The 26,031-nt window shown below is 69.2% G+C and carries 14 protein-coding genes; 10 read left to right on the top strand and 4 right to left on the bottom strand.

What is annotated here, in order from left to right:
- The first annotated feature begins 10 nt into the window (after positions 1 to 10).
- Both OHN19_RS15585 and OHN19_RS15580 read left to right on the top strand, forming a co-directional pair.
- Positions 11 to 355 carry a hypothetical protein gene (locus OHN19_RS15585; protein WP_330264773.1) on the top strand — a complete coding sequence of 115 codons (345 nt, stop codon included), beginning with the start codon at positions 11 to 13 and terminating at the stop codon, positions 353 to 355.
- A 205-nt stretch (positions 356 to 560) separates the two neighbouring features.
- Positions 561 to 1,826, top strand: coding sequence for a L,D-transpeptidase (locus tag OHN19_RS15580; protein WP_330264772.1), 1,266 nt, complete (start codon positions 561 to 563; stop codon positions 1,824 to 1,826).
- Between the two features lie 76 nt (positions 1,827 to 1,902).
- On the opposite strand, the gene OHN19_RS15575 is transcribed toward OHN19_RS15580, so the two are convergent.
- The gene (locus tag OHN19_RS15575; RefSeq protein WP_330264771.1) at positions 1,903 to 5,898 is read right to left on the bottom strand and encodes a hypothetical protein; all 3,996 of its coding nucleotides are present in this window, start codon (positions 5,896 to 5,898) and stop codon (positions 1,903 to 1,905) included.
- A 520-nt stretch (positions 5,899 to 6,418) separates the two neighbouring features.
- Between OHN19_RS15575 and OHN19_RS15570 the strand changes: the two genes are divergently transcribed.
- From OHN19_RS15570 to OHN19_RS15545, 6 genes are all read left to right on the top strand, one after another.
- Positions 6,419 to 13,336: an RHS repeat-associated core domain-containing protein gene (locus OHN19_RS15570; protein WP_330264770.1), complete on the top strand. Its 6,918-nt coding sequence runs from the start codon at positions 6,419 to 6,421 to the stop codon at positions 13,334 to 13,336.
- Positions 13,336 to 14,313: a DUF3710 domain-containing protein gene (locus OHN19_RS15565; RefSeq protein WP_330264769.1), complete on the top strand. Its 978-nt coding sequence runs from the start codon at positions 13,336 to 13,338 to the stop codon at positions 14,311 to 14,313. The genes OHN19_RS15570 and OHN19_RS15565 overlap by 1 nt, the downstream gene beginning before the upstream one ends.
- A gap of 119 nt (positions 14,314 to 14,432) precedes the next feature.
- Entirely contained in the window at positions 14,433 to 15,887 is a 1,455-nt protein-coding gene (locus OHN19_RS15560; RefSeq protein WP_330264768.1) for an ABC transporter permease, read from the top strand.
- Positions 15,888 to 16,126: 239 nt separating this feature from the next.
- A complete protein-coding gene (locus tag OHN19_RS15555) occupies positions 16,127 to 16,810 on the top strand; it encodes an ABC transporter ATP-binding protein (RefSeq protein ID WP_330264767.1) in 684 nt (227 codons plus the stop codon).
- Positions 16,811 to 17,012: 202 nt separating this feature from the next.
- On the top strand, positions 17,013 to 20,321 hold the full coding sequence (locus OHN19_RS15550) for a S8 family peptidase (RefSeq protein WP_419249579.1): 3,309 nt from the start codon (positions 17,013 to 17,015) through the stop codon (positions 20,319 to 20,321).
- A 73-nt stretch (positions 20,322 to 20,394) separates the two neighbouring features.
- Positions 20,395 to 21,165, top strand: coding sequence for a group II truncated hemoglobin (locus tag OHN19_RS15545; RefSeq protein WP_330264766.1), 771 nt, complete (start codon positions 20,395 to 20,397; stop codon positions 21,163 to 21,165).
- Between the two features lie 37 nt (positions 21,166 to 21,202).
- Here the strand turns inward: OHN19_RS15545 and OHN19_RS15540 are convergent, their stop codons facing one another.
- Positions 21,203 to 22,105, bottom strand: coding sequence for a helix-turn-helix domain-containing protein (locus tag OHN19_RS15540; RefSeq protein ID WP_123762750.1), 903 nt, complete (start codon positions 22,103 to 22,105; stop codon positions 21,203 to 21,205).
- Positions 22,106 to 22,288: 183 nt separating this feature from the next.
- Here OHN19_RS15540 and OHN19_RS15535 point away from each other — a divergent pair, with 183 nt between their 5' ends.
- A complete protein-coding gene (locus OHN19_RS15535) occupies positions 22,289 to 23,329 on the top strand; it encodes an NAD(P)-dependent alcohol dehydrogenase (RefSeq protein WP_330264765.1) in 1,041 nt (346 codons plus the stop codon).
- A gap of 105 nt (positions 23,330 to 23,434) precedes the next feature.
- Here the strand turns inward: OHN19_RS15535 and OHN19_RS15530 are convergent, their stop codons facing one another.
- Positions 23,435 to 24,358 (bottom strand): DUF5829 family protein, encoded by a 924-nt coding sequence (locus OHN19_RS15530; RefSeq protein ID WP_330264764.1) that lies wholly within the window; start codon positions 24,356 to 24,358, stop codon positions 23,435 to 23,437.
- Between the two features lie 236 nt (positions 24,359 to 24,594).
- Between OHN19_RS15530 and msrA the strand changes: the two genes are divergently transcribed.
- Positions 24,595 to 25,107 carry a peptide-methionine (S)-S-oxide reductase MsrA gene (gene msrA, locus OHN19_RS15525; protein WP_330264763.1) on the top strand — a complete coding sequence of 171 codons (513 nt, stop codon included), beginning with the start codon at positions 24,595 to 24,597 and terminating at the stop codon, positions 25,105 to 25,107.
- 90 nt (positions 25,108 to 25,197) lie between these two features.
- Here the strand turns inward: msrA and OHN19_RS15520 are convergent, their stop codons facing one another.
- Positions 25,198 to 25,959 carry an MBL fold metallo-hydrolase gene (locus OHN19_RS15520; RefSeq protein ID WP_330264762.1) on the bottom strand — a complete coding sequence of 254 codons (762 nt, stop codon included), beginning with the start codon at positions 25,957 to 25,959 and terminating at the stop codon, positions 25,198 to 25,200.
- Positions 25,960 to 26,031: the final 72 nt, after the last annotated feature.

Below are 26,031 nucleotides of genomic sequence, written 5' to 3'. Positions count from 1 at the left end.
CTCTCCGGGCATGAGCACTGAAGAGACATCACGCTTTGTACGGCTTCGGGTGGAACTCGTCGTCGAGGTGGACGACCGGGACGCCGTGACCCGGGCCGCGCTGGAGCGGATCGCGGACGATCCGGACATGCCGGACGACGAGCGGGCGCACGCCGAGGGTGCTGTGACCGAAGACACTGCCGAGGCCCTCGCCTATCTCGTGGACCCGTTCGACCTGGTGGGGGACGTGCCGGGGGTCGAACTGGCCCAGGCCTCCTGGAGCAGCGAGCAGATCGACTACGACCCGGATTCGCCGGACTGGGACCTCGACGACGATGATGTCGAGGAGGACGAGGAAGAAGAGGCCGTCGGCTGAGCGCGCCGGGAAAAACCTGACCCCGGGCGGCAACCGCCGCCCGGGGTTTCGTCGTCTCAGGGGTCGCACGGCCCGACAGTCGCACCCTCCGCCACGGCGGACGTGGTGTGCCCCACACCTTCCGAGATGGTGGAACGGGACGAACCGGTCGTAGCGTTGAGTTTTCATTGACGGGGACTCTCGGGGTTTCTGGGATTCGGCAACGATGGAGAAGCGTGTGATGACGGTCAGTAAGCGGCGCAGGGGCCTGACGGTCGCGTCCGCTCTGCTCGGCGGGGTGCTGGTGCTCTCGGCCTGTTCCGGTGGCGACGACTCGTCGTCGAGCGGCGGCGGCAACGACACCTCGCAGGCCAAGGCCGACGAGGCGGCGGCCAAGAAGAGCTCCGCCGCCGAGATCAAGATCACGCCGAAGGACGGCACGGACAACGCCTCCATCAACAACTCGGCCGCCGTCACCGTGAGCAAGGGCACGCTCACCGAGGTGACGATGACGACCGCCGACGGCGCCAAGGTCGCGGGCCAGCTGTCCGCCGACAAGACCAGCTGGAAGCCCGACGCGCAGCTGGAGCGCTCCACGAGCTACAAGGTCGCCGCGGAGGCCAAGGACGCGGACGGTCTGGTCGCCCACGAGAACGCCTCGTTCACGACGGTCTCCCCGGCCAACAGCTTCATAGGCAACTTCACGCCGGAGAACGGCTCGACCGTCGGCGTGGGCATGCCGGTGTCGATCAACTTCGACAAGGCGATCACCAACAAGGCGGCCGTCCAGAAGGGCATCACCGTCTCCTCCAGCAGCGGTCAGGAGGTCGTCGGCCACTGGTTCAACGCCAACCGGATCGACTTCCGCCCCGAGGACTACTGGAAGGAGAACTCCACCGTCACGCTGAAGCTCGCGCTCGACGGTGTCGAGGGCGCCTCCGGGGTCTACGGCGTCCAGCAGAAGACGGTCACCTTCAAGATCGGCCGCAACCAGGTCTCGTACGTCGACGCCAAGACCAAGCAGATGAAGATCACGCACAACGGCGCGACGATCAAGACCATCCCGATCTCGGCCGGTTCGCCGGAGAACAAGACGTACGAAGGCATCATGGTGATGTCCGAGAAGTTCAAGGAGACGCGCATGAACGGCGCGACCGTGGGCTTCACCGACGACGACGGCAAGGGCGAGTACGACATCAAGGACGTGCCGCACGCCATCCGGCTCACCAACTCCGGCACCTTCGTGCACGGCAACTACTGGGGCGCCAAGTCCATCTTCGGCAGCGTCAACACCAGCCACGGCTGTGTGGGCCTGTCCGACACCAAGGGCGCCAACGACACCGGCACGGCGGGCTACTGGTTCTACAACAACTCGATCATCGGTGACGTGGTGGTCGTGAAGAACACCGGCGACAAGACGGTGGCCCCGGACAACGGCCTCAACGGCTGGAACCTGAGCTGGGCGGACTGGAAGGCGGGGTCGGCGGTCTGACGAACGCCTGACTGACGCGGGAAGGCGGCCATCCCCTCGGGGGTGGCCGCCTTCTGTGTTTCTCTTTGCGGTTCCGCTAGGCGTCCGGGCCGATCGAGGCGAGGTCGTAGGCGTTGCTGAGGGCGGTGTAGCCGTCCGGGGTCAGATTGACGTGGTCGCCGGCGTCATAGTCGGCCGGGGCCGCGTCGTTGCCCAGCTTCAGGGCCTGGGGGTCCGTCGTGCTCGCCGTGTCGGTGACGGCCAGCACCGACTCCGCATCGACGTTGCTCACCGTGGGTGTGGTGAAGTCGAGTTGATCGGTGATCCAGGTGTTGGTGTCGATGCGGTTCTGGTCGATGGGTGTGGTGCAGGGGCCGTAGCCGTCGCAGGGGGTCAGGGTCGCGAAGACGACCTTGACGCCCCACCCCTTGAGCTGGTCGCGCAGCAGGCCAAGGGCGTTGTCGATGTCGACGTCGTCATGACCCGCGACGATGTCCTCCAGGCCCTGGGTGACCACGACCGTGCGGATGCCGGGGACGGAGAGGACGTCCCGGTCCAGACGGGTGAGAGCTGCGCGGCCGCCGGCGCCGGCTCCCTGGTCGGTGCCGAGGTAGTTGTTCTCGATACCGGAGGCCACCACGCCGTAGACCGGGACCCCGTCGGTGTTGGTGGCCAGCCGGTATGCCAGCCACTGGTTCATCCGTTCGGTGTTGTAGCCCGCCGAGGTGCCCGTGGTACGGCTGTCGACGAGGCCGTCGCCGAGTACGGAGACCGTGGGCCGATTGTCCGCGGTGGTGACGTCGACCCCGGTGAGGACGGCGGCGAAATGACTCGCGGAGACCGTTCCGGTGCCGGTGAACGCCGTGCTCGCGGTGTCCGCGGTGTGGTCGCCGCTGCCGACGGCGCTGACGTAGCTGAGGGTGTCGGTTGCCGCCCAGGGGTGCATGACGAGGTAGTTGACCTGGTTGACCAGGTGGATGCTGGTCGTGATCACCTGGCGTGGGACCAGGGTCATGGGGATCGGGTCGCTGTAGAGCTCACCGCCCTCCGGGATGATCACGGACCTGGAGCCGCCAAAGGTCACGTCGACCGGTGTGGACGCCACCGCGGCGCCCCCGCTGTACGAGCCGACAGTGACGTGGTCGAGAGTGAGCGGGTCGGTGCCCAGTGCGTTGGACAGGCGCAGCCGTACCGAGTCGCCGCCCGCGCTGACCTGGGTCACCTCGCGGAAGGTCTGGTTGCTGAAGGCGCCCATGTCGGTGAAGCGGAACCGTTCCTCGGTGGGTGCGCTCCAGCTGCCGGTCCACGTCTTCCCACCGGACGCGGTCGTGGTGTCCCGGACGGACATGCCGACGATGTGCAGCCCGGGGACGTACTGTCGGGCCGCGTCGGCCAGGTCGGGAAGCGTCACCGAGTTCACGGTGGCACCGGCCTTCAACGGCACCGCGAAGGCGTAGATGTTGGTGTCCCGGGTCTGCTGGGCACCGGGCGTGTTGCGGTGGAGCAGGGTGACGGCGGCCAGGGTGTCCGAGCCGTACACCCAGTCGGGCATGGCCAGGTCGTACGGCTGTGTCGTGCCGTCGCCGTAGCTGATGGAGCCCGTCGGGGTGACGCAGTCCTCGTAAGTGGCATTGCCCAGACTGCAGTTGGTCGCCGAGATGCTGGTGCCGTCCGGTACCACCGGGCTGGTGACGTCACCGCTCAGGTGCTGTGAGCCGATCATGCCGTAGGTGGAGAAGCCGAGGAAGACGAGGGCCCGGCCGCTCGTGCCGTTCATCTGGATGGTCTGGTTGGCGGCCATTACGTTGTCGCCGCTGGTGGCACCCCAGTTGGGCAGGGTGAACGCGGCGCCGTCCACGGTGATCCTCCCGCCCGGCTGCCAGCCGGCCGCCTTGAGGTCCTGGAGGGAGAGCGTGGCGCCGACTCCGTCCGCGTCGGCGGTGGTGCGGTTGCCGTCGTCGGTGGTGGCGGTGTTGTTGAAGGCCGCCTGAAGGCTGGCGTAGCTCTTGGTGGCGTGCCCGAGTGCTGTGAACTCGTACTGCTGCTGGGAGGAGACGTTGCCCGCCGAGTCGACCGCGTAGACGTAGAGGGTGTGGGTGCCGGGCGCCGCCGGGGTCACAGTGATGGTGGCCTTGTTGCTGACCGCCGTCTTGGTCTGCGAGGCGGGGGTGTTGGACGTGGGCGGCGCCGCGTCCAGGCCGTAGAGGAACTTGGCCGCGTTGTTGCCGTTGCTGCCCGGGTTCACCGAGACGGTGAAGCTGCCCGGGGTGCCCGCCGCGGTGATGCCGGGCTGGTCCTCCGGGTAGAGGCTGTCCGCGCTGGTCACGGTCGGCTGGGCGGGGCTGTGCAGGTCGACGGTGAAGTGGCAGGTGGCCGAGGCCGTGGAGGTGTCCTCCCCGTCACTGGCGGTGGCCTTCCAGCTCACCACGCTGCCGTCGGCCAGCCCGCTCATGAACGTGGAGGGCAACTGCTTGGGCGCGTTGGCCCCGCTGGCGACGGTAGCGCTGGTGGTCGAGGTCGCCGAGCCGCTGCCGACCCAGTACGAGTAGGTGGCGGCGAGCGCGTCCTTGTCGGTGTCGCTGACCTTGGCGTTGAGGGTGGGTGGGGTGGTGGCGAGGGTCTTGCCGACGATCGGGTACGGGGTGGCGGTGCCGCAGCCGAGCGAGGTCGAGCCGACCTTGGTGGCCAGGGTGCCGGGCTTGGCGGGCACGTGGTTGTACTCGATGGACATCGACGGGTTGTTGTCGAACCGCTTGAAGTAGTTGCCGTCGCCGCTGCCGCTCTGGCTGTTGACGAGGGCGAAGGTCCAGCTCTTCCAGTGTGCGGCGGCGCCCTTGGCGATGGTGGACGTCACGGAGAACCCGCCGGAGGGCTCGCTGGTGCAGGCGGGGCCGAAGCTCTTGGTGGCGAGCTTGCCGGTCAGCGACGGCTTGCTGTTCCAGGTGGTGGATGAGCTGATCGCGCCGGACCAGTAGAGGTAGACGTCCGAGGAGAGGCTGCAACTGGCGGAGTAGTTCTCCTTCGCGTTCACCGTGGCGGAGACGACATGCGAGTCGTAGACGGCCGAGGGCACCGCCAGTTGGAAGTACGAGCGTTCTCCGCCGATGCAGCCCGACCAGCTGTTGTAGCCGACGCCGGGGTCGCCGTACTGGGTGGAGTCGTAGTTCTTGGCGGTGGGGCAGCCCTGCTGGGTCTCGACGTAGTGCTGCTTGGCCCCGCTGGCGTAGTGCGGGTTCCAGGTCGGGTCGATGTAGACAGGGAATCTGGTGTGCGCGTCCTTGAGCAGCCGGGTGTCGGGGGACAGGGAGAGGGTGTTGCCGTGCAAGTGGCCCTGCACGCGAGCGACATGGGCCTTCGGCGCGGGTCCGGTCTGCGGGGCGGCACCGGTGGAGTCCCACATCGCCGGCTGCGGGGCGCTGAAGAGCACCTGTCCGTCGGGGGTGGTCGCGTCGAGGTTGCCGTGGCCGTCGTCGGTGACGATGACGCCCTTGGCCCGGGTGGTCAGGGCGAGTTCCGCGAGCGCGGGATCGGCCGCGGCCCGCGCGCTGTTGACGACGAGGACCTCGGACCAGCCGCCCCGGGTGTCCGCGGTGACCCTGAGATCGACGTCGGGCAGCACGCCGGGGTAGGTCAGGCTCGCGCCGGAGGCGTGCGGGGCGGGCAGGGGCTTCGGCCAGGAGAGGGCGAGGGAGGCCGCGCCCTTGGTCATGGTGGCGAGCGGACCGGTGCCGCCGCCGGAGAACGCGAGGGGCTCGGCCGCTGCCCTCGGGCTCCAGGTGCCGTCCGCGTTGTGCTGGAGCGTCGCGTCGACCGGAACCCACCGGTGGGCTTTGCGGACCCGAACGGGCAGCAGGCTGGAGTCGTAGGTGAGGGTGCCGGAGGGGTTGGCCGTGGTCGTCGTCGTTTCGGTGGTAAGGGCGTCGACCCGGACCGGCTCGCCGGTCGCCGCGGCCTGCTTCTGTGCGGTGGCCACGGCCGTCTGTTCGGTGGCCGTCAGGCCGTCGTTGTCCGGCGGGCGCAGGGATCCGGTCGGCCTCGGCGGGTCCGTGCGGTGCGCCGGCGCCGGGGTGAGGCCGGGCTGGTTGGCGTTCACGTCCGCGACGGTGCCCGGTGGGGAATCGGCCGCGCTATCGGCTGACGCCGGGTGAACGGCGAGCGGAGTCAGACAGAGCGCGCTGACCGTGGCCAGCGCGAGGAATCTGGCAGGTGTTCGTCTTTTCCCTGAGCCGGCGAATGAGAGCCGACGAAATCGGTCGGACATGTGCCCCCCAATTCGAGTCCGAGTGGAAATCCCATGCTGTGGGCGCGAGGGAGGTTACCCGCATTTATGTCAAGCCGACAACGGATGTGTGGATGACGTGTGCAACTTTGCTGTCACGTGGGGCAGATGACGATGTTGTCGAGCAATCAGACCTGTTCGTGGGGAAGTTGGCTGATTCGCCCGCCAAGTTTGGTCGAACGAGGGGCGATGCGTGGTGATCTCTATACCTTTTCCAGGTGTGCATTTGCTGTGAGATGCGGGTTCCGGTCTGTTCAAATGTCTCCCGACAGCCGTGCTGGAATGGGGGGCGACCGTGCGTCGGAGTTCTCAGTGGCGGATTTACAGAAAGACCATGGGGATACGCAGGGCACCCGCTCTGTGGATCGTCGCCATCGGCGCCCTTGGGCTACTGGTCGGAATTCTCGCGCCGCCGAGCGCGGCTGCCTCGGGGCAGCGTGCCAATTACCTGGTCGGGGCTGAGAAGCAACACGCGGTACCCGTTTCCCAGGTCAAGGGCAAGGCGGTCAAGGTGCCGTCCATGGCCCGCTGGAACGTCGGGGACGCGCGCAGCACCTGGCCCGCCAAGGGCGCTGCCGAGATGGTGGTGCCGCTACAGGGCGTCGCCTCCGCGAGCGGCCACGGTGTCCCCGTAAGCGTCGCAGCTGCGAAGGGGGCGCATCGGACCGCCGCTGGTACCCGGGTGCGTGTGTCGCTGCCGGGGCAGACGGCCGCGCAGCGTCTCGGCGTGCACGGAGTGGTCTTCACGGTTCGGCCGGACAAGGCCGGAACAGCCCAAGTAGGCCTGGACTACTCGGCGTTCAGGGACTCCTACGGCGGTGACTGGGCCGGTCGGCTGCGCCTCGTACAGCTTCCGGCCTGTGCGCTGACCACCCCGCAGGCCGCCGCCTGCCGTCGGCAGACCCCACTGACCTCGACCAACGACACGAAGACCCAGACGGTCTCAGCCGCCGTCCCCCTGACCGCGGCCACCACCGCACAGCCCATGGTGCTCGCGGCCGAGGCGACCGCGTCGGGCGGCGGCGGTACCTACGCGGCCACCTCCCTGGCCCCCTCCGGCCAGTGGTCGGCCGGTGGTTCGAGCGGTGCCTTCACCTACTCGTACCCGATCTCCGTGCCCGATGTACCCGGCAGCCTCACCCCGAGCGTGTCCCTGGACTACAGCTCCCAGAGCGTCGACGGCCGCACCTCCTCGACCAACGCCCAGTCCTCCTGGATCGGCGACGGCTGGGACTACTCGCCCGGCTTCGTGGAGCGCGGCTACGCCTCCTGCTCCGACGACACCGCGAACGGTTCACCCAAGACCTCCGACGAGTGCTGGTCGGACGACGTCGACACGCTGACCCTGTCCCTGAACGGCTCGTCCAACACACTGGTCCACGACGGGAAGACCGGCACCTGGCACCCGCAGGGCGACAACGGCGAGAAGATCGACGTCAAGACCGACACGGTCAACGGCGACAACGACAACGAGTACTTCGTCGTCACCACGGCCGACGGCACCAAGTACTACTTCGGCCTGAACCGCCTCCCCGGCTGGACGACCGGGGCCGCGACCACCAACTCGGTGTACACGACGCCGGTCTACGGCAATGACACGGGCGAGCCGTGCCACGCGTCCACCTTCGCCGACTCGTGGTGCCAGCAGGGTTACCGGTGGAACCTCGACTACACCGTCGACCCGCACGGCAACGCCGTCAGTTACTGGTACACCCCGACGACGGGCTACTACGGCCGGGACAACTCCACGACTCCGACGCCGTACACCCGGGACGGCTACCTCTCCAAGATCCAGTACGGCCAGCTGGCCGGAAAGGTCTACGACAGCACCGCCCCGGCCGCCGCTCAGGTCTTCTTCGACACCTCCGAACGCTGCCTGCCCGACTCCGGTTTCGACTGCGCGTCCGCCAAAATGACGACGGCCAACGCCTCGCACTGGCCGGACGTCCCCGTCGATCAGGTCTGCCCGTCCTCGGGTACCTGCGCCAACCACGGCCCGGCCTTCTTCACCAACCGGCGCCTGACCGGCATCCGCACCCAGGTCCTGGTGGGCACCGCCTACAAGGACGTGGACGCCTGGACACTCAGCCACACCTTCCCGTCCACCGGTGACACCACCACCCCTTCGCTCTGGCTGAGCCAGATCGTGCACACCGGCAAGGACGGCGGCAGCCTCGACCTGCCGCCGGTGAAGTTCGCCGGGCAGGCGCTGGCCAACCGGGTCGACGGCCTGGACGGATACCAGCCGATCACCCGCTACCGGATCACCACGGTCACCACCGAGTCCGGCGAGGTGATCACGGTCAACTACACCGGACCGCAGTGCCATCGCACGGGCACCGCGGTACTGCCTTCCAGCCAGGACGGCAACACCCTCCGCTGCTACCCGCAGTACTGGACCCCGCCGGGCCAGACCTCCCCGCAGCTGGACTGGTTCAACAAGTTCGTCGTCAACTCGGTCACGGCGCAGGACCCCACGGGCGGCGGACTCCCCGTCCAGACCTCGTACAAGTACCTCGGCGACCCCGCCTGGCACTTCAACGACGATCCGATGACGCAGGCCAAGTACCGCACCTGGAACCAGTGGCGCGGCTACGGCACCGTCGAGACCCGCACCGGCACATCCCCCGCGACGATCACCCTGTCCCGGGAGACGTTCTTCCGCGGCATGGACGGCGACAAGACATCCTCCGGCACCCGCAGCGTCACCCTCGACGACTCCGCGAACGACGATCCGCAGAAGGACTCCGACTGGCTGGCCGGTCAGGGCTTCGAGGCCCAGTCCTTCAACGGCGACGGCGGCGCCCTGCTGTCCGACGGCGTCACCGACCCGTGGAGCTCGGCGGCGACGGCCACCCAGACCCGCACGAACGCCGGCCTGGACCCGCTGGTCGCGCACACCACCAACATCAAGCGGGCCCGCACGGTCACCACCAAGGCGGACGGCACCAAGCAGACCACCGAGGTCGACTACACGATCGACCCGGTGACCGGTCTGCCCACCGCTGTGGACGACCAGGGCGACACCTCGACCTCCACCGACGACAAGTGCACCCGCACCTGGTACGTCCAGGACTCCTCGGGTGCGAACCTGCCGGTCCCACGCCGGGTTCAGGAACTCTCGGTCTCCTGCTCGGCCACCCCGGACTACACGAAGGACCTGGTCAGTGACGACCTGACGTTCTTCGACAACTCCACGGACAACACCGCGGTGCCCACCAAGGGCGATGTGACGATGGTCCAGAAGGCGGACTCGGTCGCCGCCGACGGGACCATCCACCACATCACTGCCCTGAAGAACACCTACGACGCCTACGGCCGTGAGCTCACCGAGACCGACGCCGACGGCCGCACCACGACCACGGCCTACACCCCGACCACCGGCACCGCCCCGACCTCCGTCTCGGTCACCCAGCCGAAGGTCACCGGCCAGACCACGGCCTTCGCCACCACGACCACGCTCGACCCGGCCCGCGGCCTGGACCTGAAGACCACCGACGCGGCGGGCTACTCCACCACCAGCACCTACGACGCGCTGGGCAGGCTGACCGCCGTATGGAACCCGGGGTTCGCCACCGACAACAACCCCAACACCAAGTTCAGTTACAACCTCTCGCCCTCGGTGCCGTCCACGGTCACCACCCAGACCCTGACGGACGACAACGCCTACCGCACCTCCGTCTCGATCTACGACGCGATGCTGCGGCCGCGCGAGACACAGACCGCGACGGTCGACGGCGGTCGCACGATCACCGACACCGTGTATGACAGCCACGGCTGGCCGGTGAGTTCCTCCGACGCGTACTACAACGCCGGTGCACCCTCGGGGGACCTGGTGGACGCGGCCGACAACCAGACGCCGTCCCAGACGGGCACGCTCTACGACGGCGCCGGCCGCACCACCGCCTCGATCGCCTACCACTTCGCGTCGGAGACCTGGCGCACCAGCACGGCCTACCCCGGCTCGGACCGCGTCGACGTCACCCCGCCCGCGGGCGCCACCCCCACCACGACGTACACCGACGCCCGCGGCCAACTGGTCAAGCTGCTGCGCTACCACGGCACCACCCCCACCGGCACCGCGGACACCGTCACCTACTCCTACGACGCGGCCGGCCACCAGATCGGTCAGGACGACGGCCAGGGCCACACCTGGAGCAACCACTACGACCTCCTCGGCCGCCGCACCTCCCAGACCGACCCCGACACCGGCAACTCGTCCTCCAGCTACGACAACGCGGGCCAGCTGCTGACCACCACCGACGCGCGCGGCAAGACCATCAGCTACAAGTACGACGAACTGGGCCGCAAGACGGCCGAGTTCGACACCACGGGCGGGGTCGCGCAGTCGACCGGCAACGAGCTCGCGGCCTGGACGTACGACACGCTGAAGAAGGGCAAACCGACCTCGTCCATCCGCTATGTGGGCGGCACGAGCGGTTCGGCCTACACGGAGAAGGTCCTTGGCTACGACAGCCACGGCTGGGCGCAGGCCACCGAACTGGTCGTCCCGGCGGCCGAGGGCGCGCTGGCGGGCAACTACATCCACCAGAACACGTACAACCTCACCGGCACGCTGAAGAACTACACCGACCAGGACCCGACCACCGTCAAGCTGCCGCAGGAGACCGTCTCCTACACCTACGACGCCTACGACCGGCCCACGGCCGTCGGCGGCACCACGAACAGCTGGTCCTACGTCAACAAGCTCTCGTACACGGAGTTCGACGAGCCGTACCAGTTCACCTACGGGACCTCCGGCAACTTCGCCCAGCAGACCCTGAACTACGACGACCAGACCCACCGTCTTGCGGACTCCACCACGGTCACCAAGTCGGGTGCGGCCATCGCTGACAAGACGGCGTACTCCTACCAGCCGTCCGGCAACGTCACGAAGATCAGCGACAAGCTGGAGAACGGCCAGACCGACACCCAGTGCTTCGCCTACGACTGGGCGCAGCGCCTGAAGTCCGCGTGGACGGCGACTGACGACTGCGCGGCCACGCCGGCGCCGGGCGCTGCTTCGACTGTGGGCGGCCCCTCGCCGTATTGGCAGTCCTGGACCTACGACGCCACCGGAGCCCGTGCGACCCAGGTCGACCACGACCCGACCGGCGTCACCGCGAAGGACGCGACGGCCACCTACACTCCCGTCGCGGCGGGCGCGGGCCCGGCTCACGCCGTGTCCCAGGTGAACACGGTCGTGCCGGGCGACTCGACGGCGAACACCACGAACTCCTACACCTACGACGACGACGGCAATGTCCTCACCCGCACCACCCGCGCGGGCACCGACACCCTGACGTACAACGATGAAGGTGCCCTGTCCGACCTGTCCTCGACGGGCTCGGCGGGCGACACGAAGTACCTGTACGGCGCCGACGGCACCCTGCTGCTGCGCCGCAGTCCCGACGCCACCACCCTCTACACGGGCGACGAGGAGATCACCCTCAAGTCCGGTGCCAGCAGCGCCGACGGGGTGCGGTACATCTCCCTGGCGGGCGAGACCGTGGCAACCCATTCCTCCGACGGCACGTTCTCGTACCTGATCCCGGACCGCCAGGGCACCGGCACCCTCCAGATCGACTCGCAGAGCCAACAGGTCGTCCGCCGCCAGTACAAACCCTTCGGTGAGACCCGCGACCAGTCCGGCACCTGGCGAGGCCAACAGGGGTACGTCGGCGGCACCGAGGACGACAACACGGGCCTGACCAACCTGGGTGCCCGCGAGTACGACCCCACCATCGGCCGGTTCCTCAGCCCCGACCCGCTCCTCGACCCCGGCTCCCCACAGACCTGGAACGCCTACGACTACGCCGGCGACTCGCCGGTGACCGAGTCCGACCCCTCCGGCCTGTGCATGGCGGACCAGTGCGGCGTCGGCTACCCGATCGGCGGCACCGGCACCAGCAAGAGCAATCCGACGCGCTACGTCACGACCGGCCCGGTCGATCCGGGCGGCAGCAACACGGCGTACTGCCACCACGGCAACTGCACCGATGGCCACAAGCTCGGCCAGGGCACGGGCGCCGGCGGCGGCAACATCAACAGCAAGACGTACGACCCGCAGGCCGAGGCCAAGGCCGTACAGCGGGCCAAGGCCACCGCGAACGCGGCCGCTGCGGCGGCGAAGAAGCAGGTCTCCGGCCTCAAGCACCAGCTGCTGAGCCTGGTCGCGGACGTCATCGGCCTGACCGACGCTTACAACTGCTTCACCAAGGGTGACGTCATGGGCTGCGTCAACACAGCCCTGACGGCGGTCCCGTGGGGCAAGGTCTTCAAAGCCATCAAGGTCGGGGTGGAGGCCTTCAAGATCTGGCGGGCGTTGGACCGTGCCTATACGGCGGTGAAGGACGCGGAGGAGGCGGCGAGACTTGCCGAGGACGCGGTGCGCGCGGAACACGCCATGGCGGAGATGCGGGCCGCGGAGAACGCGGGGGCGGACACCGCAGAGGGCGTGGCCTGCACGGTCCACAGCTTCGTGCCCGGTACCGGGGTGCGGCTGGCGGACGGTACGTCGAAGCCCATCAGCAAGGTCAAGGTCGGCGACACGGTCCTCGCGACGGACCCGCAGACCGGTGTCACGGCTCCGGAGCAGGTCCAGCAGGTCATCGTCACGACGACGGACAAGGACTTCACGACGCTGACCCTGGACACTGCACCGACCCGGGGGCCGCCGTCGGGGAGGTCCGGACAGCAGACCCTCACCACCACCTGGCACCACCCGTTCTGGGACGCCACCCACCACCGCTGGGTCGACGCCCACGACCTCAGGCCGGGCACGGAGCTGCGCCGGGCCGACGGGACCACGGTGGTCGTCCGCGGGGTGCGCAGCTTCCATCAGCACGGCACCACGTACGACCTCACCGTCGGCACCCTGCATACGTACTATGTGCTGGCGGGCGACACCCCGCTGCTCGTCCACAACTGCCCGACGGGCGGCGCCGCCGATCTCCCCGACTTCGACCCGAACGGCATCCCCCGGCACCAGCCGGGCGCCGCCGCCAGTCGGTCGGGTGAGGCCTCGGCCGAGTCGGAGGCCGCCGCCGAGGAGGGCAAGGAGCGCGCCGAGTTCAAGACCGGAGCCGTCGAGGAGGTGGCGAGCGTGTCGCAGCAGATCGGTGACCACATCGGTCAGGGCGTGCAGGCGACGGACCCGGTCACCGCGGCGGCCGTGACCATCACCGTCACCATCGACGCGGTGAAGAAGGGGCTGGCGCGCAGGGCCCGCAGAGCGGCCGAGGGGGAGTGATGAGCCAGGCCGGGACGGGTGCCACCGGCGACGCCGTCGCGGGAGCCCGGGAGATCGTCGAGCAGTACCGCCGGGACGGGGAGCTCTCCGCGCGGAGCGTCGACCGGGCCGGGTTCGGGGTCTGGGACCGGGTGACGCCGGGGGCGCTCCTCATCGCGGCCACTGTGCTCATCGACGCCGAGGAGCCCACGCTCGCGGAGGCTTCCCCCCGACCCGGCACGAGGGTGCTGGCCGCCATGCTGCGTGACGGTCTCGAAGGACTCGCTCTCGCGCAGCGGGACGGGCAGTTCGGCTGGGACGACATGGTGGCCCTGATCCTGGCGTATGTGAGCCTGCCCAGTACGCCACCCGACGCCCTCGACACCCTCCTCGACGACGCCGGGTCCGTATGGACCGAGATCGTGGACTCCGGAGAGGTGACCCGCCCGCGGGTCAGGGACGGTGAGTCGGGGCCCTGGGACGTGGCCGAGCCGGTGACCGACGTGGCACGCCTCGACTTCGGCGTGCTGCGCGTGCCGCGGCTGGAGGGCGCCTCACTGCATCCGCTGACCGCCGGTGAACGCGTCGTCGGAGTGGTCGTGTCCCTCGGTGAACAGGCCCTCGGTCTCCAGGTGTTCCGGACCCCGGCAAGCCCGGCCTGGGACAGGGTCCGCCCGAGGATCGCCCAGGGCGTCCGGGACCAGGGCGGCAGCGCGGAGGAGGCCGTCGGAAGCCTCGGCACCGAGGTCCGCGCCCAGGTCCCCGTCGTACGCGACGGGGAGCGGGTCCTGCAGCCGACGCGGATCTTCGCGTGCGACGGACCGGGATGGTTGCTGCGCGGCGCCTACGGCGGGCCGTCGGCGCTGGCCGAGGTGGTCGACCCTCGAGTACACCACCTCTTCACCCAGACGGTGGTCGACCTGTCGTCGGCCGAGGCCTTCACGGGGTCGGCCCAGGAGGTCACGGACGTGGAGATCCGCTGGCCTGCCAGGGAATGACGGGTCGGCGCGGGCCTGACAGGCTCGTCCAGGTTGCTTGACGGCTCCCGGACAGGCTTCTCATGCAGCTCTTATAGGGGGCTTATGGAGTCATCACGCGGCCTGCCTAGCTTGCGGCCATGTTCTTCACCTACCTGAGGCGCGAGCTGCGCCGCCGCAGAAAGGCGGCCCTCGTCGTCGCCTCCGGGCTCGCGCTGGGTATCGCGCTGGTCATCGTGGTCAGTTCCGTGTCGTCCGGCATGGGGAAGGCCCAGGACAAGGTGCTCCAGTCGCTCTACGGGCTGGGCACCGACATGACCGTCACCAAGGCGGCCCAGCCGCAGGCCAGTTCGTCCGACCGGCCGCGCTTCCGGTTCGACGCGCAGGACAACGGCTCCAACGCCGAGCAGAGCAGCGACCGCGTGATGGTGCAGGGCTTCCAGACCCTGTCCACCTCCACGGTCACCAAGGTCGACCAGCAGTCCGGCGTCTCCGACGCGGTCGGCGGGCTGAGCCTGCAGGTCATCAAGATCAACGGCCAGTTCACCCGCGGCGAGTTCCAGCAGAACGGCAACGGGGGCGGTGAAGGCGGCTTCCGCCGCGAAGGCGGCGGCAACGGCCAGCCGCAGGGCGAAGTGCGGGGCGGTGGCGCCGACTTCGACGTCAACAACTACTCCGTCTACGGCACGGACGTCACCAAGCCCGCCCTCGGCCCGCTGACCTCCTCCAAGATCACCAGCGGCCGTACGTTCAAGTCGACCGAGACCGACGCCAAGGTCGCCGTCCTCGACTCCGCGTACGCCAAGGAGAAGAAGCTCAAGGTCGGCTCCACCCTCACCATCAAGAACGTCAAGTTCATGGTGATCGGCGTCGCCACCGCGGACAGCGGGGACGCGGCCGCCAACGTCTACATCCCGCTCACCCAGGCCCAGACCCTCAGCGACTCGAAGAACAAGGTCACCACGATCTACGTCAAGGCGACCGACTCGCAGAAGATCAACTCCGTCAAGTCCTCGATCCAGAAGAACGTCACGGGTACCACGGTGACGACCTCGGCGGATCTCGCGGACACGGTGTCCGGGTCGCTGTCCACCGCCTCTTCCCTGGCGTCCAACGTCGGCAAGTGGCTGTCCATCGCCGTGCTCGTGGCCGCGTTCCTGGTCGCCGGCCTGCTGACCTCCTCCGCCGTCTCACGCCGGGTGCGGGAGTTCGGCACGCTCAAGGCGCTGGGGTGGAAGTCGGGCCGCGTGACCCGGCAGGTCGTCGGCGAGGCGATGGTCAACGGGCTGCTCGGCGGAGTGCTGGGGATCGCGCTGGGCCTGGCGGGGGCGTACGCCGTGACGGCGGTCAGTCCCACGTTGCAGGCGCAGTTGGGGGGCGGTGGAGGCGCCGGCGGAGGTGCCGGTGGTTTCGGCGGGTTCGGCCGACGGGCCGCCGAAAAGACGCTGGACGTCTCCCTCAGTGCTCCCGTCAGCCTGACGACGGTCGCGATCGCGGTGGGCCTTGCGGTGGCCGGTGGTCTCATCGCCGGTGCGTTCGGCGGCTGGCGGGCGTCTCGGTTGCGGCCTGCGGACGCGTTGCGGCGCGTCGAGTAGCGGACGTCGGCGGTGGTGCCGGTGCGCCCCCGCATGTGCCTCGTCCTGTGGTCACGCGGGTGCGGGAGCGTCGTGGCTGGTCGCGCAGTTCCCCGCGCCCCTGAGTGGGTGCAGGCAAGGCATGCCCAGCTGTACCGACCCTTGGGGGCGCGGGGAACTGCGCGACCAGCCCCCACCGACCCGCGGCCGACATCGATCCGCGCCACCCCGAACCCCACTCCCCCACCCAGGAGCTCACCATGTACGAACTCAGAAGCGTCACCAAGCGCTACTCCCGCGGCAAGGACACCGTCGACGCGCTCGCCGGGGTCGATCTCACCATCGCCGACGGGGACCGCCTGGTCATCCAGGGCCCCACCGGCGGCGGCAAGTCCACGCTCCTCCAGATGCTCGGCGGTCTCGACAAGCCCACCGAGGGCGAAGTCGTCCTGGACGGCACCGACTTGGCCAAGCTGTCGGAGTCCAGGCTCACCAGGGTCCGCAGCGAGAACATCGGCTTCGTCTTCCAGAGCTTCAACCTGATCCCCACCCTCACCGCCCAGGAGAACGTCGAGACCGCCCTCGTCCCCCTCGGCGTGAAGGGCAAGGAGCGCAGGGAACGGGCGGCCGAGGCGCTCACCTCCGTCGGCCTCGGGGAGCGCCTCGCGCACCTGCCCTCCGAGATGTCCGGCGGACAGCAGCAGCGCGTCGCCATCGCCCGCGCCCTCGTCAAGCAGCCCAAGGTGCTCCTCGCCGACGAACCCACCGGCAACCTCGACGAGTCGATGCGCGACGAGATCATGGACGTACTCGAACGCATGTGGAAGGAGCTCGGGTTGACCTTCATCATGGTCACCCACGACTCCGCGATCGCGAAGAAGGCCCCGCGCCTGGCCACGATCCGCAAGGGGAGGATCAGCGTCAAGGAGAACGCCGCCACCTGAACCGTGCGGCCTCAACTCCCCCTGAATCCGGCAGTCTTGTAACAGACTTTGCTGTCAGGGACTTGTCTATTGAAGGTCGTGATCACCCCTCGGCATACTGCGAGTTCCGGGGGGTGCACGCGCATGCGTGCGAGACCACCCCCGGCCGGGTGAACGGGGAATTCACCCGGTCCTTCTGCAAGGGGGAATCTTGCGCAGACAAGTGAAAAGGGCATGCGCGGCCACGATCGCCACAGCGGCGGCCGTGGCGCTCGCGGCGGGAATGACCAGCCCCGCCTCGGCGGACGCGCAGCAGACGGTGAGCGCGGCGAACTCGGCCGGCGCCGGACTCACCGCGAAGCACCACATCACCTTGATCACCGGTGACCGGGTTGCCGTCGACGCCAAGGGCCGGGTCGTCGGCCTGGAACGGGCGAAGGGGCGCGAACACATACCGGTGCAGATCCGCAAGGTCGACGGCCACACCCTCGTGGTGCCGGGCGACGCGGTCCGCCTGGTCGCGAGCGGCAAGCTCGACCAGCGCCTGTTCGACATCACCGAGCTCAACAAGGCCGCCACCCGCAAGTCCCAGGCCAAGGGACTGAAGGTCATCGTCGGCTACCAGGGCGCCGCCACGGCCGCCAAGGCCGACGTCCGGGACGCGGGCACCCTGCGGCGCACCCTGAAGACGCTCAACGCGGACGCCGTCCAGACGCCGCAGAAGGAAACCCCCGAGCTGTGGGACGCGGTCACCAACGGGGGCAGCACCGCCTCCGGTATCGCGCACGTCTGGCTCGACGGGGTCCGCAAGGCCAGCCTCGACAAGTCCGTGCCGCAGATCGGCGCCCCCAAGGCATGGGCGGCCGGCTACGACGGCAAGGGCGTCAAGATCGCCGTACTGGACACCGGTGTGGACGCCACCCACCCGGACCTCAAGACCCAGGTGGTCGAGTCCAAGAACTTCACCACCGCGGCCGACGCCACCGACAAGTTCGGTCACGGCACGCACGTCGCCTCCATCGCGGCGGGCACCGGCGCCAAGTCGGGCGGCAAGTACAAGGGTGTCGCGCCGGGCGCCAAGATCCTCAACGGCAAGGTCCTCGACGACACCGGCTCCGGTGACGACTCCGGCATCCTCGCCGGCATGGAGTGGGCGGCCGCGCAGGGCGCCGACGTCGTCAACCTCAGCCTCGGCGGCCAGGACACCCCGGAGATCGACCCGTTGGAGGCGGAGGTCAACAAGCTCTCCGCCGAGAAGGGCATCCTGTTCGCCATCGCCGCGGGCAACTCCGGTCCGGAGTCCGTCGGTTCGCCGGGCAGCGCGGACGCCGCGCTCACCGTCGGCGCCGTCGACGACAAGGACAAGCTGGCCGACTTCTCCAGCACCGGCCCGCGCGCCGGCGACGGAGCGATCAAGCCGGACGTCACCGCGCCGGGCGTGGACATCACGGCGGCCGCTGCCAAGGGCAGCGTCATCGACCTGGAGGTCGGTGAGAAGCCGCCGGGCTACCTGACGATCTCGGGTACGTCGATGGCGACCCCGCATGTGGCGGGCGCGGCGGCGATCCTCAAGCAGGAGCACCCCGACTGGGGTTACACCGAGCTCAAGGGCGCGCTGACGGGCTCGACGAAGGGCGGCAAGTACACGCCGTTCCAGCAGGGTTCGGGCCGTATCCAGGTCGACAAGGCGATCAAGCAGACCGTGATCGCCGACCCGGTGTCGGTGAGCTTCGGCACGCAGCAGTGGCCGCACACCGACGACAAGCCGGTGACCAAGAAGCTGACGTACCGCAACCTCGGCACCAAGGACGTCACGCTGAAGCTGACGTCGACGGCCACCAACCCGAAGGGGCAGGCCGCGCCGGCCGGCTTCTTCAAGCTGGCCGCCACCACGGTCACCGTCCCGGCGGGCCGCAGCGCCTCCGTCGACATGAGCGTGAACACCAAGCTGGGCGGCACGCTCGACGGCTCCTACTCGGCGTACGTGACCGCGACGGGCGGCGGCCAGACCGTCCGCACGGCGGCCGCGGTACAGCGCGAGGTCGAGTCGTACGACGTCACGATCAAGCACATCGGCCGGGACGGGAAGCCGACCGCCGACTACAACACCATCCTGTTCGGCTTCTCGGGCCTCGCCGAGGGCCGGGGCTACCAGGTCACCGTCGCGGACTCCGGTACGACGACGATGCGCGTCCCCAAGGGCAACTACCTGCTGGACGCATGGATCGCGAAGGACCTCGTGAACTTCGAGGGCGGTCTGGACTGGCTGGTCCAGCCGAAGCTGAGCGTCACCAAGAACGTCTCCGTGACGATCGACGCCCGCAAGACCAAGACGTCCGACATCACCGTCCCGGACGCCCAGGCCAAGCAGCAGCTCGGCGTGATCAGCTACCTGTACGACCCGGCGGGCATCGGCTTCGGAGTCGGCCTGGAGACCTTCGAGGGCGTCCGCGTGGCACCGCTCGGCGGCGACGTCTCCGGTCTGCACCAGACCTGGAGCGGTCAGTGGACCAAGGGTGACCAGGCCGAGTACGACGTGGCCACCACCGCCGACGTCAAGAGGCTCCAGGGCGACAAGGTCCGGCACTTCAAGGCGAGCGAGCTCGCCACGGTGAAGAACAACCTCGGTTCCGGGGTCTCGGGCAAGACCGGCGCGGTGACCGTGTCGGGGTACTTCCCGAACGACTTCACCCTCGGTACGGCGGTCGAGCAGAAGCTGCCGGGCACCCGCACGCTGTACCTGTCGACGGTCGACAAGATCCAGTGGTCGTTCGACTTCGCGCAGTACAAGGGCAAGGACGCGGAGGGCTTCCCGATCACGGAGGCCTACTACACCCTGGGCGACCCGCAGACCTTCAAGGCGGGCCGGAAGTACTCGAAGACCTTCAACACCGCGGTCTTCGGCCCGCACCTGAACAAGTACTACAGCCTCTTCCGTGACGGGAACTCGGTCTACGGCTACGTCCCGCTGTTCTCCGACGGCGCCGGCCACGCCGGTTCCTCGGACTTCACCGCGGTCAGCACCAGCCTGTACCGCAACGGCACCAAGGTCGGCACCAACGACGACCCGCTGTTCGGCGCCAAGGCGTTCACGGTGCCGTCCGGCCAGGCGAAGTACAAGCTGACCACGTCCGTCAAGCGCAGCGTCAAGGTCGCGGCGGCCTCCACCCGCATCGACGCGAGCTGGGAGTTCACGTCGAAGAAGCCGGCCGCCGGCACGGTGGCCACCCTCCCGGCCTCCATGGTCCGCTTCAACGCCAAGACGGGCCTGGACAACCGGGTCGAGGCCGGCAAGACGGTCAAGATCCCGCTGACGGTCGAGGGCGCCGCCAAGGGCTCCAACCTGAAGTCCCTCGCGGTGTACGTGTCCTACGACTACGGCCAGACCTGGAAGAAGGTCACGGTCAAGGACGGCCAGATCACCGTGAAGAACCCGGCGAAGGACAAGGCCATCTCGTTCCACGCCAAGATCGCCGACAAGAAGGGCAACAAGTCGACGATCTCGATCTACAACGCGTACTACGGGAAGTGACCTGTAGGAAGCGATAGCCGCGACGCCCGTCGGAAGCACTGCTTCCGGCGGGCGTCCGTGTTTGAGTGGCCGTATGACCACAGAGACCGTCGAGTACATCCGCTACCGCATCCCGGAAGACCGCTCGGCGGAGTTCCTGTCCGCCTACACCCACGCCTCGGGCCGGCTGGCGGCGGCCCCGCAGTGCGTCGACTACGAACTCGCGCGCTGCGAGGAGGACTTCGAGCACTACGTCCTGCGCATCACCTGGACCTCGACCGAGGACCACCTGGAGGGCTTCCGCAAGTCGGACCTCTTCCCGGACTTCCTCGCCGAGATCCGGCCGTACGTCGAGAACATCGAGGAGATGCGGCACTACAAGCCGACGACGGTCCGCGGCCGGGGCGCCGCCGTCCCCACGCTGTACGCCTGGGCGGGCGGCGCGGAGGCCTTCACCCGGCTCACCACGGTCTTCTACGAGAAGGTCCTCGCCGACGACCTCCTGGCCCCGGTGTTCGAGGGCCTGGCCCCCGAGCACGCCGAGCACGTGGCCCTCTGGCTCACCGAGGTCTTCGGCGGGCCGCCCGCCTACTCCGAGACGCAGGGCGGACACGGCCACATGGTCGCCAAGCACATGGGCCGCGGCATCACCGAGCCGCAGCGCCGCCGCTGGGTGAACCTCATCCAGGACGCGGCCGACGAGGCCGGCCTCCCCACCGACGCGGAGTTCCGCTCGGCGTTCCTCGCCTACGTCGAGTGGGGCACCCGCCTCGCGGTCCACTTCTCCGGCCCGGACGCGAAGCCCCCGGCCGAGCAGCCGGTACCGAGGTGGACGTGGGGGGCGGCACCGCCGTACCAGGGGTGAGAGCGGGGCCCCGGTACCGGGTCCTGAGTCCCCGGACTCAAGGCCGAGCCGACTCGCCCGCCCGGGTCGCGTCCGCGCCCCAGCTGGCCAGGAGGCGGAGGGCGTCCGCCGAGGGTGAGCCCGGTTCCGCGTGGTAGGTGATCAGGGCCTGTTCCGTGCCGTCGGACAGCCGGAAGGACTCGAAGTGCAGGGCCAGGTCGCCGACCAGCGGATGCCGGAGGCGCTTGACGCCGAAGCTCTTCTCCTTGACGTCGTGCGTGGCCCACAGCCGCCGGAACTCCTCGCTCTTCAGCGAGAGTTCCCCGACCAGCGAGGACAGCAGCGGGTCGTCGGGGTGGCAGCCGGCGTCCATCCGCAGATAGCTGACCATGTCCGAGGCCTTCTGGTCCCACTCCACGAACAGATCCCGGTACTCCGGCCGCAGGAACACCAGCCGGGCCCAGTTCCGCTCCGGCACCGGCAGCTCCGACCAGTCCCCGAACACCGCCGCCGCCATCCGGTTCCAGGCGAGGATGTCCGAACGCCGCCCCGAGACGTACGCCGGGACCTCGATCGAGTCCAGCAGCTGCCGCAGCGGCCCCCGCACCTGCTCGGTCCGCCCGCCCGCCTTCTTCTTGTGCTGCTTCGGCTTCGCCAGATGCGTCAGGTGCGCGTGCTCGGCGTCGCTCAGCCGGAGCGCGCGGGCGATCGCGTCCAGGACCTCCGCCGAGACATTGCGCCCGTTGCCCTGCTCGAGGCGGGTGTAGTACGCCACCGAGACGCCCGCCAGCTGCGCCAGCTCCTCACGCCTGAGTCCCGGCACCCTGCGGTGCCGCCCGAATTCCGGCAGCCCGACGTCCTCCGGCTTCAGCCGGGCCCGCCGGGTGCGCAGAAACTCGCTGAGCTCGGCACGCCGGTCCAGGGAGCCGCCTCCGGTACGTTCCTCGGCCATGTCGTCCATACGTCGAGTATTCACGGTCGTACGCACACGATCCTGTCCCCGCCAGTGGTAGGAACAGTGGACGTAGGCAGAGTGAGGGCCTGGGTGGATGCCGATTCCTGGGGCAGGCTGTACTGCGTGCCCGGACGGATGAACGACAGAAGGCAGCCGGGCGCGCACCCCCGTTCGAGGAGAACCACCCTCATGACCACTGTTGCCGCTTACGCCGCCCCCGCCGCGAAGGCTCCCCTGGAGCGCACCACCATCGAGCGCCGGGCGGTCCGCGAGCACGACGTCCTGATCGACATCAAGTTCGCCGGCATCTGCCACTCCGACATCCACCAGGCCCAGGAGGGCTGGGGCCAGGCCATCTTCCCGATGGTCCCGGGCCACGAGATCGCGGGCGTCGTCTCCGAGGTCGGCCCCGGTGTCACCAAGTACAAGGTCGGCGACCGCGTCGGCGTCGGCTGCATGGTCGACTCCTGCCGTGAGTGCGAGAACTGCAAGGCCGGCCTGGAGCAGCACTGCACCCAGGGGAACGTCGGCACGTACAACGCCATCGGCAAGGACGGCGAGCCCACCTACGGCGGCTACTCCGAGAAGGTCGTCGTCGACGAGAACTTCGTCGTCCGCATCCCCGAGGGCCTGGCCCTCGACGAGGCCGCGCCGCTGCTGTGCGCCGGCATCACCACGTACTCCCCGCTCAAGCGCTGGGGCGCCGCCCCCGGCAAGAAGGTCGCCGTGATCGGCCTGGGCGGTCTCGGCCACATGGGCGTCAAGATCGCGCACGCGCTGGGCGCCGAGGTCACCGTCCTCTCCCAGTCCCTGCGCAAGAAGGACGACGGCCTCAAGCTGGGCGCCGACCACTACTACGCGACCAGCGACGAGACCACCTTCAAGGAGCTGGCCGGCTCCTTCGACCTCATCCTCTCCACGGTCTCGGCCCCGCTCGACTTCGGCGCCTACCTCGGCCTGCTCAAGGCGAACGGCGCCCTCGTGAACGTCGGCGCCCCCGAGGAGCCGATCTCCCTGAACCTCTTCTCCCTGATCGGAGGCAGCAAGACCCTCGCCGGTTCGGCGATCGGCGGCATCGCCGAGACCCAGGAGATGCTGGACTTCTGCGCGGAGCACGGCATCGGCGCGGAGATCGAGCTGATCGCCGCGTCCGAGATCAACGAGGCGTACGAGCGGGTCGTCAACAGCGACGTGCGCTACCGCTTCGTGATCGACACGGCGACGATCTGACGCCGACCGCTTGAACCCGAGGGCCCCGGCGCTGTGCCGGGGCCCTTCGGCGTACGGTCGCCCGCCGGCGGGTGGGCGTTGCCGCTACCCGGGTGGGCGTTGCTGCTACCGGGTGCCGTTGGCGGCGAACGTCCACACGGCGCGGCTGCCGGGGCCGACGGTGAGGGTCGAGTTGCCGATCCGCTCCACGTGCCGGTCCTTCACGGGCCGGTTGAGGGACAGCTCGACCCGTTGCAGCCCGGCCTGCTCGCGCGGTACGGCGTCCAGCCGGATCGTGGTGCCGCCGCCCTCCGCGACGACGCCGGCGCCGGCGACGGTCCGCACGGTGAACCCGCCGGCCCGCAGCAGCGGCACGGTGTCGGCGAGGTCGCCCTCGGTGACGGCGATGCGCACGGAGGTCACGTCACGCATGAGGTGGTTGCGGTAGTCGTCGGAGAGGTAGCGCTCCCTGCCGACGTCACCGGGATAGCTCGCGGGCTCGGTGTTGCCGCGCGGGTCGGCGAAGTACTCCGGCCGGTACTCCATCGCCCAGGCCTGGAAGGCGTCGTACTCGGTGGCGGTGAGCAGGGCGTCGAACCACGGCACGGGCACGCCGTCACCGAAGTCCCGGGTCTGGAGGAACTCGATGGGGGTGGCGCCGTCGCTCTTCATCCGCTCGGCGACCGTCGCCAGGTCTCCGTCCCGCTCGGTCGACACACCCAGTCCGGCGGCGCCGAGAGTGCCGTCAGGACCGGGGAGGTCACCGACCCCGAACAGCTCCAGGTAGGTCTCGCGCCCCCGCAGATAGCGGCCGGTCCAGGTCTGCCCGCCGGAACCGGTCGTGGTGCGGACCTCGAAGCTCGCGAAGTCCCGCAGGTAGTCGGAGTGCTCGATGGCATCGGCCGTCTCCCGGTCGAGCACGCCGTAGGAGTGGTTGTAGAACAACAACTGCCGGTCGTGGTCGTACGAGGATCCGCTCCCCGCGGCCTGCGCCGTCCCCACACCACCCCCGACCGCTCCGACGAGGGCCACGGCCAGTACGACGATCATCCGTAATGTCCGACGAATCAACATGCGGGGATCGTAGGACAGGGGGGATTCGGCCACGTCTCCTTTTCGGCGGAGCCTAAATGATTGACAAGGGGCCGATTGAGGTGCCGTGGGGCAGCGCCGGTGGGCGGAATCGGCGGGAGCCTTCCCGCGTTGAGCACAGTGGGCGTGGGCTGCCGGTAGGTACGAGTCGAGCGTCCCGAGTGACCGAGCGGACAGAAATGGGAGGAGCGGCAATGGCTGCGCAGACGCAGAGGGCCGTGCTGGCGGGCGGATGCTTCTGGGGGATGGAGGAGCTGATCCGTCGTCTTCCCGGTGTGACGGCGACCCGGGTCGGATACACCGGGGGTGACGTGCCGAACGCGACGTACCGCAACCACGGCACCCACGCGGAGGCCATCGAGATCCTCTACGACCCCGAGAAGACCGACTACCGCACCCTCCTGGAGTTCTTCTTCCAGATCCACGACCCGAGCACCAAGAACCGCCAGGGCAACGACATCGGCCTCAGCTACCGCTCGGCGATCTACTACGTCGACGACGAGCAGAAGCGGATCGCCGAGGACACGATCGCGGACGTCGACGCGTCCGGCCTGTGGCCCGGCAAGGTCGTCACCGAGGTGGAGCCGGTCGGCCCCTTCTGGGAGGCCGAGCCCGAGCACCAGGACTACCTCCAGCGCTACCCGGACGGCTACACCTGCCACTTCCCCCGCCCGGGCTGGCGCCTGCCGGCACGAGCGAAGGACTGACGGGGGAGGACGGGGGGCGGTTCCGGGTGCCACGGGATCATGACCGGGACCCGGCCCGCATCGCTCACGGACGGTTGCCGCAGTCGCGGCCTACTGCCCGCGCGCCTGCTCCACGTTCGACCGGTGGGGTGCGGACAGCCAGTCGGCGGACGCCAGGCGGGCGTCGTCCGGTTCCGCTCCCTGCCGTAGGGCCGCGAGGTAGGCGCGGTCGGCGGTGAGGCGGGCCGTCACCTCGGGGCCCCGGGCCACGGCGCCGTGGCCGGGGATGACGACGTCGACGTGGGCTGCGGCCTTCTCGAGACGGTCGAGGGCGGTCTCGTAGGCGCTGATCTGATCGTCCTGGCGGACGTCGAAGAGCGGGATCAGGACGTCGGAGAGCATGTCGCCGACGACCAGGACGCCGCGGTCCGCGAGGAGGAGCGCGGCGTGGCCGACGGCGTGCGCCCGGTGCTCGATGATCTCGCCCGGCACGGGTCCGCCGTCCGCGGGCAGCGGAGTGAGGAGCGCGACGAGGTCGAGAGGGATACCCGGCGCACTCTGTTCCGCCATCGCCCGCGCCCGCTCCCTGGCCTGACCGGCGAGGTGGGCGCAGGCGGGAGTGGCGTAGCGCGGCACGTCACCGAACCGGGGGTGCCAGAGCAGGTGGTCCCAGTGGGGGTGGGTGGAGAACCCGGCGACCACCGGGATGCCGAGCCCGGCCACGTCGTCGGCGAGCTGGTCCAGCTCCGAGCCGTTGATGCCGGGGTCGATGACGACCAGCCCGTCCTCTCCGCGCACCACGACGGAATTGGACCAGACCCACTCGCTCTGCCGGACCCAGACACCGTCGCCCACTTCCTTCAGCTCGCCCATGTCCACTCCCGTTGGCCTGTTGCTCTGTCGGTCGTTCAGTCGGTCGGTCACAGAGCTGAGACTGCGCCCGGC

The sequence above is a fragment of the Streptomyces griseorubiginosus genome, from assembly GCF_036345115.1.
Lineage (GTDB): Bacteria > Actinomycetota > Actinomycetes > Streptomycetales > Streptomycetaceae > Streptomyces > Streptomyces griseorubiginosus_C.
This window is presented reverse-complemented; position numbering and strand designations above follow the sequence as displayed.